Below are 15319 nucleotides of genomic sequence, written 5' to 3'. Positions count from 1 at the left end.
CGACCGAACAGGTCGTCGCGCGTCGTGCTGTCTGCACCGACGTCGGCGTTCTGCGTTGTGGTCCGGGCACGCCTGTGCGCAGGATGAGGTCATGCGCCTCGGACTGCAGGTCTCCTACTTCTCCTGGCCGGGGGCCCCGGCCTCCATCGGCCCCACCTTCGGCCGGATCGCCCGCGACGCTGAAGGCGCCGGCCTGTCCAGCCTCTGGGTGATGGACCACTTCTTCCAGATCTCGATGATCGGCCCGCCGGACCTCGACATGCTCGAGGGCTACACGGCCCTGGCCTTCGCGGCCGGCCAGACCACCCGTATCGAGCTCGGCACGCTCGTGACGGGCGTGACCTACCGCCACCCCGGGCTGCTGGCCAAGACGGTCACGACCCTCGACGTGCTCTCCGGTGGACGGGTGTGGCTCGGGATCGGCGCCGCGTGGAACGAGGAGGAGCACCGCGGCCTCGGCGTGCCCTACCCGCCCACCGGTGAACGGTTCGAACGGCTGGAGGAGACGCTGCAGATCTGCCTGCAGATGTGGGCCGGCGACGACCGGGCGTACGAGGGGAAGCACCACCTGCTCGAGCGTCCCCTCAACGTGCCGCAGAGCCTGCGACGCCCGCACCCGCCGATCCTCATCGGCGGCGGAGGTGAGAAGAAGACCCTGCGGCTCGTGGCGCAGTACGCCGACGCCTGCAACCTGTTCGACAACGGGCTCGGGCCGGAGGGGATCCCGCGCAAGCTGGACGTGCTGCGCCGGCACTGCGAGGACGTGGGCCGCGACTACGCCGACATCGAGAAGACGGTGCTGGCCCGCGTCACGCTGGGGCCGAAGGGCGGCACCAGCCCCTCGGGTGAGCCCTTCGCGTCGGTCGACGAGACCGTGGAACGGTTCGGCCGGTTGTCGGAGGCCGGCGTCGACACCGTCCTCATGGGCATGTCCAACGACACCGACGAGGCGGTCTACCCGCAGGTGGCCGAGCTCGTCCGCCAGGTCGAGCCGCTGCAGGCGCCGGGCCGCTGACGCCAGGCGCTGCGACCGGTGCTCACGCCGTTGGCGAGGCAGCCGTGGGTCATCGGCGGTGGCTCACCCGAGCCGTGGCTCAGCGGGTGGGGGGTTCAGCGGGCGGTGACGAGGCGGATGCCGAGGTCGGCGTACGCGTCGCCGATCGCCGCAGGGGTGCGCTTGATCTCCGGGTCGTACCAGCGGGCGACGTCGACGGCCATCGACATCAGCGCCAGGGTGGTGTCGGGGACGTCGTCGACGCTGAACTCGCCGCTGGCCACCCCGGCCGTGACGACGTCGCGCACCACGGCGTCGATCTGCTTGCGCAGGGCGAGGACGGCGTCGCGGTGCTCGGGGGTCAGGTTGCCGAACTCGTACTGCACGATGCGAGCCACGCGGAAGTGCTCGGCGTGCCAGCGGGAGAAGGTGCCCATGATCGCGCGCAGCGCCTCGGTGGGGGAGCCGGCGCCGGCGGCCGCGGCGACGAGCATGTCGCGTGCGGCCTCGTGGCCCTCGCGGCTCAGCTGGTAGAGCAGCTCCTCCTTGGAGGAGAAGTGGACGTAGACGCCTGCCGGTGACAGCCCGGCGCGGGAGGCGATGTCGCGGGTGGTCGTGGCGTGGAACCCCCGGTCGGCGAACGCCTCGGCGGCGGCCTCGAGCAGGCGGTGGGCAGTGGCCGAGGTCGTGTCCGAGGTCGTGTCCGAGGTCGTGTCCGAGGTCGGTCCCGAAGTCGTGTCGGAGGTGGGGTCGGCCCGGTCCTCGGGGGCGCGCGCGGGGGTCGACATGGTTGACAGCATGCCGCAGCCATCGCAGACTAAGCAAGCGCTTAGTCACCAGCGTTTCACCGTCAAGGAGAGCCATGCCCCGCAACCTCTACGGCCCCGACCACGAGGCCTTCCGCAGCTCGGTCCGCGAGTTCATCGACCGCAACCTCAAGCCCCGCGCCGAGCAGATGCTCGAGGTGAAGTCGATCGACCGCGACATCTGGAAGGAAGCGGGCAAGCAGGGGCTCTTCGGCCTCGACATCCCCGAGGAGTTCGGCGGCATGGGTGCCGACGACTACCGGTTCAACGCGGTGGCCGCCGAGGAGATCGCCGGCTTCAACTTCGCAGTCTCGTCCTGCTTCGGGATCCACTCCGACGTCTGCCCGCCCTACATCGTCGACCTCGGCACGCAGGAGCAGAAGGAGCGCTGGCTGCCCGGCATGGCCAACGGCGACCTCATCTGCGCCATCGCGATGACCGAGCCCTCCGGCGGGTCCGACCTCGCAGCCCTGAAGACCACCGCTGTCCGGGCCGACGACGGCTCCGGCGACTGGATCCTCAATGGTTCCAAGACGTTCATCACCAACGGCTACCAGGCCGACCTCGTGATCGTCGCCGCCCGCACCGACCCGTCCAAGGGCGCCAAGGGCATCAGCCTGCTCATGGTCGAGGCGGGCATGGAGGGCTTCAGCCGCGGCCGCAAGCTCGACAAGGTGGGACAGGAGGAGGCCGACACCTCCGAGCTCTTCTTCGAGAACGTCCGGGTCCCCGACGCCAACCGCCTCGGCGAGGAGGGCCTCGGCTTCATCTCGATGATGCAGCGCCTGCCGCAGGAGCGCATCGGCGCAGCCGTCGCCAACACCGCGCACGCGTTCCAGATCTTCCGCGAGACGGTGGAGTACACCAAGGAGCGCAAGGCGTTCGGCCAGCCCGTGGGCTCGTTCCAGCACAACAAGTTCAAGATGGCCGAGCTGCAGACCAAGCTCGAGGTCACCCAGGCCTACGTCGACGACTGCATCGCCGCCCACGCCGACGGCAACCTCACCGCGGTCGACGCGGCGAAGGCCAAGTGGTGGTCGGCGCAGGTGCAGAACGACGTCCTCGACGAGTGCGTCCAGCTCTACGGCGGCTACGGCTTCATGAACGAGTACCGCGTGGCCCGCGCCTGGCGCGACGCCCGCGTCTCCAAGATCTGGGCCGGGTCCAACGAGATCATGAAGGAGCTCATCGGCCGCGACCTCGGCCTCTGACACCCATGAGCCACCTGACGCACGACAACGCCGTCGCCGTCGTCACGGGCGCCTCTCGCGGGATCGGCCTCGGCATCGCCGAGAAGCTGGTCGCCGAGGGCGCCCGTGTCGTCATCACCGCCCGCAAGCCCGAGGCCCTCGCCGCCGCCGTCGACCACCTCGGCGGCCCGTCCAAGGCCCTCGGCATCGCGGGCAACGCCGCCGACGAGGCCCACCAGGACGAGGTCGTCGCCGCCGCCCGGGAGACCTTCGGTGGCTTCGACCTCCTGGTCAACAACACCGGCATCAACCCCGTCTACGGACCGATGCTCGACACCGAGCTCGACGTCGCCCGCAAGATCATGGAGGTCAACGTCCTCTCGGCGTTCTCGTGGACGCGCAAGGCCGTCGCCGCCGGACTCGGCAGCGAGGCGCACCCCGGGTCCGTGGTCAACAGCGCCTCCATCGCCGGCCTCGGCGCCACGGGTGCGATCGGCTGGTACGCCGTGAGCAAGGCCGCGCTGATCCACCTCACCGTCGAGCTGGCCTACCAGCTCGGGCCCGCCGTGCGCGTCAACGCCGTGGCCCCCGCCGTGGTCAAGACGAAGTTCGCCGAGGCGCTGTACGAGGGGCGCGAGGAGAAGGTGGCCGCCGCCTACCCGATGAAGCGGCTCGGCGTCCCCGAGGACATCGCCGGGGCCGTGTCGTTCCTGCTCTCCAAGGAGGCCGGCTGGGTGACGGGGCAGACGCTCGTCGTCGACGGCGGCGTCACGCTCGGCGGCCAGCTGTGACCCTCGACCTCACCGGCCAGGGCGTGGTCGTGACCGGTGCCGGGCGTGGCATCGGTGCGGCCTACGCCAAGGCGTTCGTCACTGCCGGGGCCCGGGTGGTCGTCAACGACCTGGACGCCGAGGCTGCGTCGTCGGTGGCAAAGGCGTTGGGGGACAACGCAGTTGCCGTGCCCGGTGACGCCTCCAGCGAGGACGGCGTGGGCGCGCTGGTGGCCGCGGCGCGGGAGCACCTCGGCCAGGTCGACGTGTACTGCGCGAACGCCGGCGTTGCCCGGGGCGGCACCGAGGCGGTCGCCGAGAAGGCGTGGGACGTCTCGTGGAACGTCAACGTCATGGCGCACGTCCGGGCTGCCAAGCTGCTCGTGCCCGAGTGGCTGGAGCGGGGGAGTGGCGCCTTCGTCGCGACGATCTCGGCCGCCGGGCTGCTCTCGATCCCCGGCGCGGCGCCGTACGCCGTCACCAAGCACGCGGCGCTGGCGTTCTCGGAGTGGCTGTCGATGACCTACGGCGACAAGGGAGTTCGCGTGCACGCTGTCTGCCCGCAGGGCGTGCGCACCGACATGTTGTGGAGCTCGGGCGCGGCGGGCCGCGCCCTGATGGAGCCGGACGCGGTCGACCCCGAGGACGTCGCCCGCGACCTGTTCGCGGCCATGGAGGCCGGGCAGTTCCTGGTCCTCCCGCACCCCGAGGTCGCCGAGATGTACGCACGTCGGGCGTCCGACCCGGACCGCTGGCTGGCCGGGATGCGGCGCATGGCAGGAGCCCTGCCGGCGGCCACCATGGGCACCGACTGAGGTCCTCAGCCCTGAGCAGCAGGAGGCATTCGTGCAGGCATGGCAGGTCACGTCCCTCGGCGAGCCGTCCGAGGTGTTCGCCCTCGAGGACGTCGCAGCGCCACAGGCGCCCGGAGGGCACGTCCGGGTCCGCGTGCTGGCCACGGCGCTGAACTTCCCCGACGTGCTGATGGCGCGTGGCCACTACCAGGTGCGTCCGGACCTGCCGTTCACGCCCGGGGTGGAGGTCTGTGGCGAGGTGCTGGAGGTCGGGCCGCCCGTCGGTGGGGTCACGACCGACCCCGCGCTCGAGGTCGGTGACCGCGTCGTCGGGACGACCGCCCTGCCGCACGGGGGCCTCGCCGAGCAGTGCCTCATGCCCCTCGCGGGGACGTTCCCGGCCCCCGGCGCCCTCGACGACGCCGAGGCGAGCACGCTGACGATCGCCTACCAGACGGCGTACGTCGGGCTGGTGCACCGGGCGGCGCTGCAGCGAGGGGAGACCGTGGTCGTCCACGCGGCGGCGGGCGGTGTCGGCACGGCAGCGGTCCAGGTCGCCAAGGCGCTCGGTGCGCGGGTCGTGGCAGTGGTCGGCGGCGAGGCGAAGGCCGAGGTCGCGAGGCAGGCCGGTGCGGACGTCGTCGTCGACCGCAGCGCCGGCGACCTCGTCGCCGGACTCAAGGAGGCAGTGGGGCGCTCGGGTGCCGACGTGGTGTTCGACCCCGTGGGCGGCGCGTCCTACGAAGCCTCCACCAAGGTCGTCGCGTTCGAGGGTCGCATCGTCGTCGTGGGGTTCACCAGCGGCATCATCCCGGCGCCTGCCCTCGGCCACGCGCTGGTCAAGAACTACTCGATCCTCGGGCTGCACTGGGGCCTCTACCTCCAGCGCGACCCGGCCGTCGCCCGACAGGCCCACGAGGCGCTCTCGGCGTGGGCGGGCGAAGGCCTGGTGAGACCGGTGGTGTCCGAACGGGTCCCGTTCACCGAGGTCCGGGCGGCACTCACGCGCCTCGGTGCCGGTGAGACGACCGGTCGCCTCGTCGTCGACGCCCCCTGAGGCCCGACAGCAGCCGAGGCGACTCACGCCGTAAAGTGCCCGAATGGCCCCTACTCCCACCAGGTGAGGGCCATTCAGGCAGCTTCCGGCAGCTTTCGCCGCGCCGAAAGCTGCCGAAAGCGCCGGGTCAGGCGACGAGCTGCTGCAGACGGGCGAGCTCGGGCGCCGGGAACAGGGCGCGGGGCAGGAACAGCGAGGGCCGACTGCGCCCGAAGTCCAGGCGCACCACGCGTCGCCCCAGGACGCAGCGGCGCACCGAGGCAAAGGGCCAGGTGTCCTCGAAGTCGTCGTCGGTGCGCAGGCGCAGGCCGGACTCCGTGATGTCGGCGCGCACGAGTCGTCCCGGCCGGTACATGCGGCCGACGAGCCGTACCGTGGCGACCGTGCGCAGGGCCACCAGGCCCAGGCAGAGGACCCCGATGGTGCCGGAGGCGGCATCGGCGTCGGTGACCGCGAACCCGAGCAGCAGGACTGCCAGGCCCAGGAAGTAGTAGGTGGAGGGCCGTCGCCACAACCGGCCGACGACCGCTCGCTGGACGTCTCGCCTCGTGGCGGCAGTGACGGCCAGCTCGAGGGGCAGGTCGTCACCGGGCGTGGTCCCGGATCGAGCGGCGCCGGGGGTGGGTGGTGACAGCAGGAACGCCAGGTCCTCGTCGGTGAGCAGGGCGCTGGGGACGAACCCTCGGTGGCGGGTCCGCCCCAGCCGCAGGAAGGTGACTGCGCCTCGCCTCTGGTACGACTCCACGGAGCCGCCGTGGAAGTCCGTGCGCCCGCGGCCGGACTCGAGGGCCAGGACGCCGGGCGCCGTGTACCAGCTCCGCGCGGTGCTGCCGGGAGGGAGGATGCGACGGGTCTCCCGGCCCAGTCGCCATACGATGAACCCGACCTCGATGAGGTAGAGGGCCAAGGCGGCTGCCGCGAAGAACCACCAGGAGAACGACTCCGCCGAGGCGACGACGAGGTAGCCGAGCGCGATGGCGACGCCGCCCAGGACCAGGCCTCGGATGCTGAGGACCGTGCCCCTGGCGGCCGCGCTGATGACCTCGCGCGTCAGTGCCTTGGTGGACGCGAGCTCGATGGGCGGCCGGCCTGAAGGTGTCGCCTCCGCTGCGGGCCTTGCTCCCGCTGGAGGCATGACCGCCTGACCCTCGGCCCAACCGGGCTGCTGCTCGTCCCCCACGGCCACGGAGTGTAGGGCGCGGTGGTGGGTGGCCGGACGCAGTTCGGAGAACCTGTCCAGCGCCCGCCGACCAGTCAGTCGAGGGGGCCGCCCGCGACGTAGATGACCTGCCCGGACACGAAGCCCGCTTCCTCGGAGGTGAGGAACGCGATCGTCGCCGCGATGTCCTCGGGCTGGCCGACGCGCTGCACCGGGATCTGCGAGGCGGAGTGGGCGATGAAGTCCTCGAACGAGACCCCCATCCGCTCGGCCGTCGCCTTGGTCATGTCGGTCTGGATGAAGCCGGGGGCGACGGCGTTGGCCGTGACGTTGAAGCGGCCGAGCTCGATGGCGAGGGTCTTGGTGAACCCCTGCAGACCCGCCTTGGCGGCCGAGTAGTTGGCCTGGCCCCGGTTGCCCTGCGCCGAGCTGGAGGACAGGTTGACGATGCGGCCGTACTTCTCCACCGTCATGTGCGCCTGCACCGCGCGGGTCATGAGGAACGACCCCTTGAGGTGCACCGACATCACGGTGTCCCAGTCGTCCTCGGTCATCTTGAAGATCAGGTTGTCGCGGATGACGCCCGCGTTGTTGACCAGGATGGTCGGGGCGCCCAGCTCGTCGGCGACCCGCTTGACGGCAGCCTCCACCTGGTCTGCCTTGGAGACGTCCACGCCGACGGCGAGCGCGCGGCCACCCTCGGCGGTGATCGCCTCGACGGTGCCGGCACACGACGCCTCGTCGAGGTCGAGGACGGCCACGGCGTGCCCCTCGGCGGCCAGCCGCCTGGCGGTGGCGGCGCCGATGCCGCGGGCTGCTCCGGTGACGATCGCGACGCGCTGGGTACTCATCGGTCCTCCAAGGGGTGGGACGTCGGTGGGGCTGGCTGGGACGGTCGGTCCGTGTGGTGTGCACTGTACTAAGCGCCCGCTCACCTCCGCGTCGCGCGGGTGCCGTGCGCCGGTCGGCGCGGACGCCGTACCTCCGGCACAATGGGGACCTCCCCGAGGTCACCGGCGCCCTCGACCAGCACGGACGTGGCCCTGGCCGCGACATCGACACGAAGGCGACACATGCAGATCTGGCCCGGCAAGGCTTACCCGCTCGGCGCCACCTACGACGGGACCGGCGTCAACTTCGCGCTCTTCTCCGAGGTGGCCGAGAACGTCGAGCTGTGCCTCATCGACGACGAGGGCGGCGAGACCCGCGTGCCGCTGCCCGAGGTCGACGGCTTCGTGTGGCACGGCTACCTGCCGGGCGTGCAGCCCGGTCAGCGCTACGGCTACCGCGTCCACGGGCCCTACGACCCGGCCGCGGGTCACCGGTGCAACCCCGCCAAGCTGCTGCTCGACCCGTACGCCAAGGCCATCGACGGCCAGCCCGACGGCGACGAGTCCCTGTTCTCCTACCGGTTCGACGACCCGAGCGACGAGCCTGAGAAGGCCAACACCGACGACAGCCTCGGCCACACGATGCTGTCCGTCGTCATCAACCCGTTCTTCGACTGGGGCCAGGACCGCCTGCCGCGCCACGAGTACCACAACAGCGTCATCTACGAAGCCCACGTCAAGGGCCTCACCGAGACCCACCCCGACATCCCGGAGGAGATCCGCGGCACGTATGCCGGCATCGCCCACCCGGTGATCATCGAGCACCTCAAGAACCTCGGCATCACGGCCATCGAGCTCATGCCGGTGCACCAGTTCGTCAACGACTTCACCCTGCGCGACAAGGGCCTTTCCAACTACTGGGGCTACAACACCATCGGCTTCCTCGCGCCGCACAACGGGTATGCCGCGTTCGGCACCCGCGGCGAGCAGGTCGCCGAGTTCAAGGGCATGGTCAAGGCGCTGCACGAGGCGGACATCGAGGTCATCCTCGACGTGGTCTACAACCACACCGCCGAGGGCAACCAGCTCGGCCCGACGATCTGCTTCCGGGGCATCGACAACGCCGCCTACTACCGCCTCGTCGACGAGGACAAGGCGCACTACTACGACACCACCGGCACCGGCAACAGCCTGCTCATGCGTCACCCGCACGTCCTGCAGCTCATCATGGACTCGCTTCGCTACTGGGTCACCGAGATGCACGTCGACGGCTTCCGGTTCGACCTCGCGGCGACACTGGCCCGCCAGTTCCACGAGGTCGACAAGCTGTCGGCGTTCTTCGACCTCGTGCAGCAGGACCCGGTGGTCAGCCAGGTCAAGCTCATCGCCGAGCCCTGGGACGTCGGCGACGGCGGCTACCAGGTCGGCAACTTCCCGCCGCTGTGGACCGAGTGGAACGGCAAGTACCGCGACACCGTGCGCGACTTCTGGCGGGGCGAGAGCGCGACCCTGGGGGAGTTCGCGTCGCGGCTGACGGGTTCCAGCGACCTCTACGAGCACAGCGGCCGCAAGCCCATCGCCTCCATCAACTTCGTCACCGCCCACGACGGCTTCACGCTGCGGGACCTGGTGTCCTACAACGAGAAGCACAACGACGCCAACGGCGAGGACGGCAACGACGGCGAGAGCCACAACCGCTCGTGGAACTGCGGTGTCGAGGGCCCGACCGACGACGCCCAGGTGAACGACCTGCGGCTGCGCCAGCAGCGCAACATGCTGACCACCCTGATGCTGTCGCAGGGCGTGCCGATGCTGCTGCACGGCGACGAGCTGAGCCGCAGCCAGGGCGGCAACAACAACGGCTACTGCCAGGACAACGAGATCTCGTGGATCGACTGGCAGCTCGACCAGGACGAGCTCGACCTCATCGCCTTCACCCAGAACCTCGTCGAGCTGCGCCGGGAGCACCCCGTGTTCCGTCGTCGCCGCTTCTTCGCCGGCTCGGCCGACCACGGTGGCGAGAGCGCCATCGGCGACATCGCCTGGTTCGAGCCCGGGGGCAACCACATGGACGAGGAGTCCTGGGCCAACGGCTTCGCGCGCTCGATGATGGTCTTCCTCAACGGGCAGACCATCCCCGAGCCGGACAGCCGCGGGCAGCAGACCCTCGACGACCACTTCCTCGTGATCTTCAACGGGCACAGCGACGAGATCGACTTCGTCCTGCCGCACGGCGACTACGGCGACCGCTGGGTGACCGTCCTCGACACCACCGCCCAGGAGGTCGAGGCCACCGAGTACAAGCCCGGCGACACCGTCACCGCCCAGGGGCGCAGCACGGTGGTGCTGCGCTGCCCGCGTCCGCTCACCTCGGGTTCGCCTGCCGGGGCGGCCGTCGCCCGCCGATGACCTCGCAGGAGATGGGTATGCAGCGTGGCGCCCCCCACCGTCCCGGCCCGGGGAAGGAGGTGCCCACCGCGACGTACCGGCTCCAGGTCCACGGCGGCTTCACCTTCGACAACGCCTCCGAGCAGGCGAGCTACCTCGACGCGCTCGGGGTCTCGCACGCCTACCTCTCGCCGGTGCTGCAGCCGAGCCCGGGCTCGACGCACGGCTACGACGTGGTCAACCACGACCTCGTCAACGAGGAGGCGGGCGGCGGCACCGAGCTGGCACGCCTGTCGCGGACCCTGTCGCTCTACGGCCTGGGCGTCGTCGTCGACGTGGTGCCCAACCACATGACGACGCCGACCCCCGCGTGGCTCAACCGCCAGTGGTGGTCGGTGCTGCGCGACGGGCGCGGCTCCGAGTACGCGCACTGGTTCGACGTCGACTGGGCCGCTGAGGACGACCGGGTGCTGGTCCCGGTGCTCGGTGCACCGCTGGGCAAGGTGCTCGCCGACGACGAGCTGTCCGTGGCCCACGACGGCGGGGTGCGCGGCGACGAGGCGGTGCTGCGCTACTACGACCACGCCTTCCCGCTGCGGCCCGGCACCGAGCACCTCCCGCTCGAGGAGCTCGTCGAGGCACAGCACTACCTCCTGTGCGACTGGCGCGAGGGTGGCGAGCGGCTCAACTATCGCCGCTTCTTCGACGTGACGACGCTGGCGGCCATCCGCGTCGAGGACGAGGACGTGTTCGACGCGACGCACCGGCTGCTGCTCTACCTGCACCGGTCGGGCTTCGTCGACGGCTTCCGCATCGACCACCCGGACGGCCTCGCTGACCCGGGCGGCTACCTCGCGCGGCTGGCCGGGGCCACCGGCGACGCCTGGGTGGTGGCGGAGAAGATCCTCGAGGGCCACGAGGAGCTCGCCGACGACTGGCGCTGTGCCGGCACCACCGGCTACGACACGTTGCTGCGGGTCGGGGGCGTCTTCGTCGACCCCGCGGGCAAGGGCCCGCTGACCGACCTGCTGGCCCAGGTCGTCGGGCACCCCGAGGAGCTCGACGATGTCGTCACGCAGGCCAAGCGACAGGTGGTCAAGGAGGTCCAGGCTGCCGAGGTCAACCGCCTCATGCGGCTCGTGGCCCGCGTGCTGCCCTGGCACGACCAGGACTCGCTGCGGCGGGCCCTCGAGGCGCTGCTCGTCGCGATGGACCGCTACCGCGCCTACCTGGGGGTCGACGAGCCCGCGAGCGGCGACCAGGTCGCGGTCCTCAACGCCGCCGAGTCGCGGGCCATCGCCGCCGTCGCGGGACCCGACCAGCTCTCGGTGAGCACCATCGCCCAGCTCGCGCGCGGTGGACGCCTCCCCGAGGCCCAGGCCGACACCGAGGACGCCCAGCGCGAGTTCCTCGTGCGCTTCCAGCAGACCTGCGGGCCGGTGATGGCCAAGGGCATCGAGGACACGGCGTTCTACCGGTATGCCCGCCTCACCTCGCTCAACGAGGTCGGGGGCGATCCCGAGCGGGTGGGCATCTCCCCGGAGGAGCTGCACGAGTTCGCCGCCCGGCAGCTGGCCACCTGGCCGACCACCATGACGACCCTGTCCACCCACGACACCAAGCGCTCGGAGGACCTGCGGGCCCGCCTCGCCGTCGTCTCCGAGCTCTCAGCGGAGTGGCGCACGTGGCTCACCGCTGGTCGACGGCTCGCCGCACCCCACCGCGGATCGCGCCTCGACGGCGCCACGGAGTACCTCCTGTGGCAGACCGCCGTCGGCGCCTGGCCGATCAGCGCGGAACGGCTGCAGGCATACGCCACCAAGGCGATTCGCGAGGCCAAGCGGCACACGACGTGGACCGACGTCGACGAGACCTACGAGCAGGACGTCCAGAGGTTCGTGACCGCGCTGGTCACGCAGCCGGCCCTCGTGGCCCACTGCCAGGCCTGGGTCGACCGCACCGCGCAGGCGTCCCGCGTCAACATCCTCGGCCAGAAGCTGCTCCAGCTCGTCGTCCCGGGGGTGCCCGACGTCTACCAGGGCACCGAGCTCGTCGACCTGTCGCTCGTCGACCCCGACAACCGGCGCCCCGTCGACTACGGCGCACGCCGTGACCGGCTGGGCCGCCTCGATGCCGGCGAGACGCCCCACGACCTCGACGACGAGAAGCTCCTGGTCACCTCCCGCGCCCTGAGGCTGCGGCACCACCACGCCCAGTGGTTCACCGGGGAGCAGGCGACCTACGCCCCGGTGCCCACCACGAGCGAGCACGCGTTGGCCGTGGGTCGTGGCGACGAGTCCGGGACCCAGGTGGTCGCGGTCGTCACCCGTCTCAGCGAGGGCCTCGGCGACGGCTGGGGCGATGCCCACCTTGCGCTGCCGGAGGGGGAGTGGCACGACCTGCTCACCGGCCGGGCCGTCGTGTCGGTGGAGGGTCGCCCGGGCGTCCGGCTGGGCCGGGTGCTGGCGGACCTCCCCGTCGCCCTGCTCGTGCGGCATGGCACGCTGGGGCGCGATGAGATCGCCTGAGCCGCACCCGAACCCGCAGTCGGACCAGCACGCCGAGCTGACGGTCTGGGCGCCCTACGCCGAGGGCGTCGAGGTCGAGTGGTCCCTCGACGGGGGCACGTCGCAGCGCACGGCGATGGAACGCCGCCCGGAGGGCTGGTGGGCCGTCCGCCTCCCGGTCGCGACCTCGGCCGCCGCTGCGCAGACGCTCGGCTACGGGTTCCGCGTCGACGGCGGCGACCTCACTCCCGACCCGAGGTCGGCGTGGCAGCCCCAGGGCGTCCACCGCGAGAGCCGCTGGTTCGACACGGGAGCCTTCGCCTGGCACGACGCCACCTGGGCCGGTCCGCAGCAGGGCCTCGGTGTCCTCGGGGCCGTGGTCTACGAGCTGCACGTGGGCACCTTCACCGCCGAGGGCACCCTCGATGCCGCCGTCGAACGCCTCGACCACCTCGTCGACCTCGGGGTCGACGTCGTCGAGCTCATGCCGCTCGCCGTGTGGCCGGGACGCTGGAACTGGGGCTACGACGGGGTCGGCCCGTGGGCGGTCGACGACGTGTACGGCGGCCCGGCGGCCCTGCAGCGCTTCGTCGACGCCTGCCACGCCGTGGGCCTCGGCGTCTGCCTCGACGTCGTCTACAACCACCTCGGACCGGTCGGCAACTACCTGTCCCGCTTCGGGCCCTACTTCTCCGACGCGCACCCCACGCCGTGGGGGTCGGGGTTCAACCTCGACGGCCCCGACAGCGAGCCGGTGCGCCGCTGGATGGTCGACAACGCGCTGCGGTGGTTCGAGGAGTTCCACGTCGACGCACTGCGCCTCGACGCCGTGCACGAGCTGCGCGACGACTCGGCCACCCACGTGCTGGCCCAGCTCGCCGACGAGGTGGGCGACCTGTCCCGCCGGCTGGGGCGGCCGCTGCACCTCATCGCCGAGAGCGACCTCAACGACGCGGTCATGGTCACCGCGACGGGCGAGGGTGGGCGCGGCATGGACGCCCAGTGGGACGACGACGTCCACCACGCGCTGCACGTGGCGCTCACGGGGGAGACGCAGGGCTACTACGCCGACTTCGCGGGGCACTCCCGCGCGCTGCCAGACGGCGGCCCGGTGGCGGTGCTGGCCAAGACGCTCACCCGTGGCTTCCTCCACGACGGCACCTGGTCGAGCTTCCGCGGTCAGGACTGGGGCGCGCCCGTCGACCCGACCGTCGTGGACGCGCGACGTTTCGTGGCCTACCTCCAGACCCACGACCAGGTGGGGAACCGCGCTGTCGGGGAACGGATCTCGGCGCTCGTCAGCCCGTCCCTCCAGGCGGCCGGCGCGGCCCTCTACCTCACCTCGGCCTTCACGCCCATGGTCTTCATGGGCGAGGAGTGGGCGGCCACGACGCCGTTCCAGTTCTTCACCGACTTCGAGGAGCCGGAGATGGCCAAGGCCGTCACCGAGGGGCGCCGGCGCGAGTTCGAGTCGCACGGCTGGGCGGCCCACGACGTGCCCGACCCGCAGGACGAGCAGACCTTCCTGCGCTCCAAGCTGCGGTGGGACGAGCTGGAGGCTGACGACCACGCGCGGATGCTCGGGTGGTACCGCGACCTCATCGCGCTGCGCCGCAGCCACCACGATCTCACCGACGGCCGACTCGACGCGGTGCACGTCGACTTCGACGAGCGTGAGCAGTGGCTCGTCATGCGCCGGGGCGACCTGCGCACCGTGGTCAACCTCGCCGCGTCGCGCTGGACCGTCGCCCTCGACGCCGAGCCGAGCGAGGTCGTCCTCGCGTGGGAGCCGTCGCAGACCAAGTTGAAGCCGCGAGCCCTCTACCTCCCGCCGCACACGGCTGCGGTGGTCAGGGTCGGCTGACCGCTTCCTTCACGCGGACCATGCCCTCCTGCGCCACGGTGGCCACCAGGGCGCCGTCCGCGCCGAACATGCGGCCCAGCCCGAGACCGCGCCCACCCGAGGCCGACGGGGACTCCTGGGTGTAGAGGATCCAGTCGTCGACCTGCGCCGGTCGGTGGAACCACATCGCGTGGTCGAGGCTGGCCGGGCGCAGGCGCCGGTCGCTCCACGCCAGGCCGTGGCGGCGGATGACGGGTTCGAGCAGGGTGTAGTCGGAGGCGTAGGCCAGCACGGCGGCGTGCACCAGCGGGTCGTCGGGAAGGTCGCCGATCGCCTTCAGCCAGACGCTCTGGTGGGCCAGCTGCTCGGGCCCGGGCTCGGCGAAGACGTCGCCCTCCACGTGCCGCAGCTCGATGGGCCGGCGCAGCAGGTGACGCGCGGCGGGGTGGTCGACCGCGCCGTACAGGTCCGACAGCGGCGGCAGCGTCTCGGGGCCGGCCACCTGCGGCATCGTCTCCTGGTGGTCGAGACCTCCGGCGGCCTCCTGGAACGAGGTGATCATCGACAGGATCGGCAGGCCGTCCTGGATCGCGTGCACACGCCGCGTCGAGAACGACCGGCCGTCGCGCATCCGCTCGACCGCGAACCGGATGGGCTTGGTGTCGTCGCCGGGTCGCATGAAGTAGCCGTGCAGCGAGTGGATGGTCCGCACACCGTCGCCGTCGTCGATGTCCGCCACGGTGCGGCCGGCGGCCATGACGCACTGGGCCAGCACCTGGCCGCCGAACACCCGTCCGTGCGGCATCTTCTGGCTGCGCCCGATGAACACCGTCGCCCCGGACTCCCCGAGGTCGATGCTCTCGCCGCCGTCGGCACCCTCGACGGTGATCCGGGCCGTGCCGAGCTCCTCGAGGTGGAGCGTGTCGAGCAGGTCGGTGAGCGGGTCGGGGGAGGCGGGGCCGTCGATGGTCACGGGGCAGA

The 15319-nt window shown here is 71.5% G+C and carries 12 protein-coding genes; 8 read left to right on the top strand and 4 right to left on the bottom strand.

The features are described 5' to 3' along the window. Positions 1-91 precede the first annotated feature (91 nt). On the top strand, positions 92-1015 hold the full coding sequence (locus tag AB4Z02_RS14640) for an LLM class F420-dependent oxidoreductase (RefSeq protein ID WP_441971817.1): 924 nt from the start codon (positions 92-94) through the stop codon (positions 1013-1015). 95 nt (positions 1016-1110) lie between these two features. Here AB4Z02_RS14640 and AB4Z02_RS14635 read toward each other — a convergent pair whose 3' ends face one another. Further along, the gene (locus AB4Z02_RS14635; RefSeq protein ID WP_441971815.1) at positions 1111-1782 is read right to left on the bottom strand and encodes a TetR/AcrR family transcriptional regulator; all 672 of its coding nucleotides are present in this window, start codon (positions 1780-1782) and stop codon (positions 1111-1113) included. Positions 1783-1856: 74 nt separating this feature from the next. Here AB4Z02_RS14635 and AB4Z02_RS14630 point away from each other — a divergent pair, with 74 nt between their 5' ends. The 4 genes from AB4Z02_RS14630 to AB4Z02_RS14615 are packed head-to-tail and all read left to right on the top strand — an operon-like array spanning position 1857 to position 5611. Continuing rightward, positions 1857-3011: an acyl-CoA dehydrogenase family protein gene (locus AB4Z02_RS14630; protein WP_056884777.1), complete on the top strand. Its 1155-nt coding sequence runs from the start codon at positions 1857-1859 to the stop codon at positions 3009-3011. Positions 3012-3016: 5 nt separating this feature from the next. Next, positions 3017-3781, top strand: a complete 765-nt coding sequence (locus tag AB4Z02_RS14625) for an SDR family oxidoreductase (protein ID WP_441971813.1) — start codon at positions 3017-3019, stop codon at positions 3779-3781. Continuing rightward, a complete protein-coding gene (locus AB4Z02_RS14620; RefSeq protein WP_441971811.1) occupies positions 3778-4575 on the top strand; it encodes an SDR family oxidoreductase in 798 nt (265 codons plus the stop codon). The genes AB4Z02_RS14625 and AB4Z02_RS14620 overlap by 4 nt, the downstream gene beginning before the upstream one ends. 31 nt (positions 4576-4606) lie before the next feature. Continuing rightward, positions 4607-5611, top strand: a complete 1005-nt coding sequence (locus AB4Z02_RS14615; RefSeq protein ID WP_441971810.1) for an NADPH:quinone oxidoreductase family protein — start codon at positions 4607-4609, stop codon at positions 5609-5611. A 127-nt stretch (positions 5612-5738) separates the two neighbouring features. Here the strand turns inward: AB4Z02_RS14615 and AB4Z02_RS14610 are convergent, their stop codons facing one another. Continuing rightward, a complete protein-coding gene (locus AB4Z02_RS14610) occupies positions 5739-6791 on the bottom strand; it encodes a hypothetical protein (RefSeq protein ID WP_441971808.1) in 1053 nt (350 codons plus the stop codon). A gap of 74 nt (positions 6792-6865) precedes the next feature. Next, positions 6866-7621: a 3-oxoacyl-ACP reductase FabG gene (gene fabG / locus AB4Z02_RS14605; RefSeq protein ID WP_441971807.1), complete on the bottom strand. Its 756-nt coding sequence runs from the start codon at positions 7619-7621 to the stop codon at positions 6866-6868. A gap of 222 nt (positions 7622-7843) precedes the next feature. On the opposite strand from fabG, the gene glgX reads away from it, so the two are divergent. From glgX to treZ, 3 genes are read left to right on the top strand one after another with little or no spacing between them, the layout of a single operon-like run. Beyond that, entirely contained in the window at positions 7844-10009 is a 2166-nt protein-coding gene (gene glgX, locus AB4Z02_RS14600; protein ID WP_441971805.1) for a glycogen debranching protein GlgX, read from the top strand. 17 nt (positions 10010-10026) lie between these two features. Continuing rightward, on the top strand, positions 10027-12516 hold the full coding sequence (gene treY / locus AB4Z02_RS14595; protein WP_441971804.1) for a malto-oligosyltrehalose synthase: 2490 nt from the start codon (positions 10027-10029) through the stop codon (positions 12514-12516). Next, a complete protein-coding gene (gene treZ, locus AB4Z02_RS14590; RefSeq protein WP_441971802.1) occupies positions 12503-14359 on the top strand; it encodes a malto-oligosyltrehalose trehalohydrolase in 1857 nt (618 codons plus the stop codon). Before treY ends, treZ begins: the two co-directional genes overlap by 14 nt. Here the strand turns inward: treZ and AB4Z02_RS14585 are convergent. Further along, entirely contained in the window at positions 14346-15311 is a 966-nt protein-coding gene (locus AB4Z02_RS14585; RefSeq protein ID WP_441971800.1) for an acyl-CoA thioesterase, read from the bottom strand. The genes treZ and AB4Z02_RS14585 overlap by 14 nt on opposite strands. Between the last annotated feature and the right edge of the window lie 8 nt (positions 15312-15319).

The organism is Pedococcus sp. 2YAF34 (genome assembly GCF_052114585.1).
Lineage (GTDB): Bacteria > Actinomycetota > Actinomycetes > Actinomycetales > Dermatophilaceae > Pedococcus.
The sequence above is the reverse complement of the archived record's forward strand: the minus strand, read 5'-3'. Positions and strand labels throughout refer to the sequence as shown.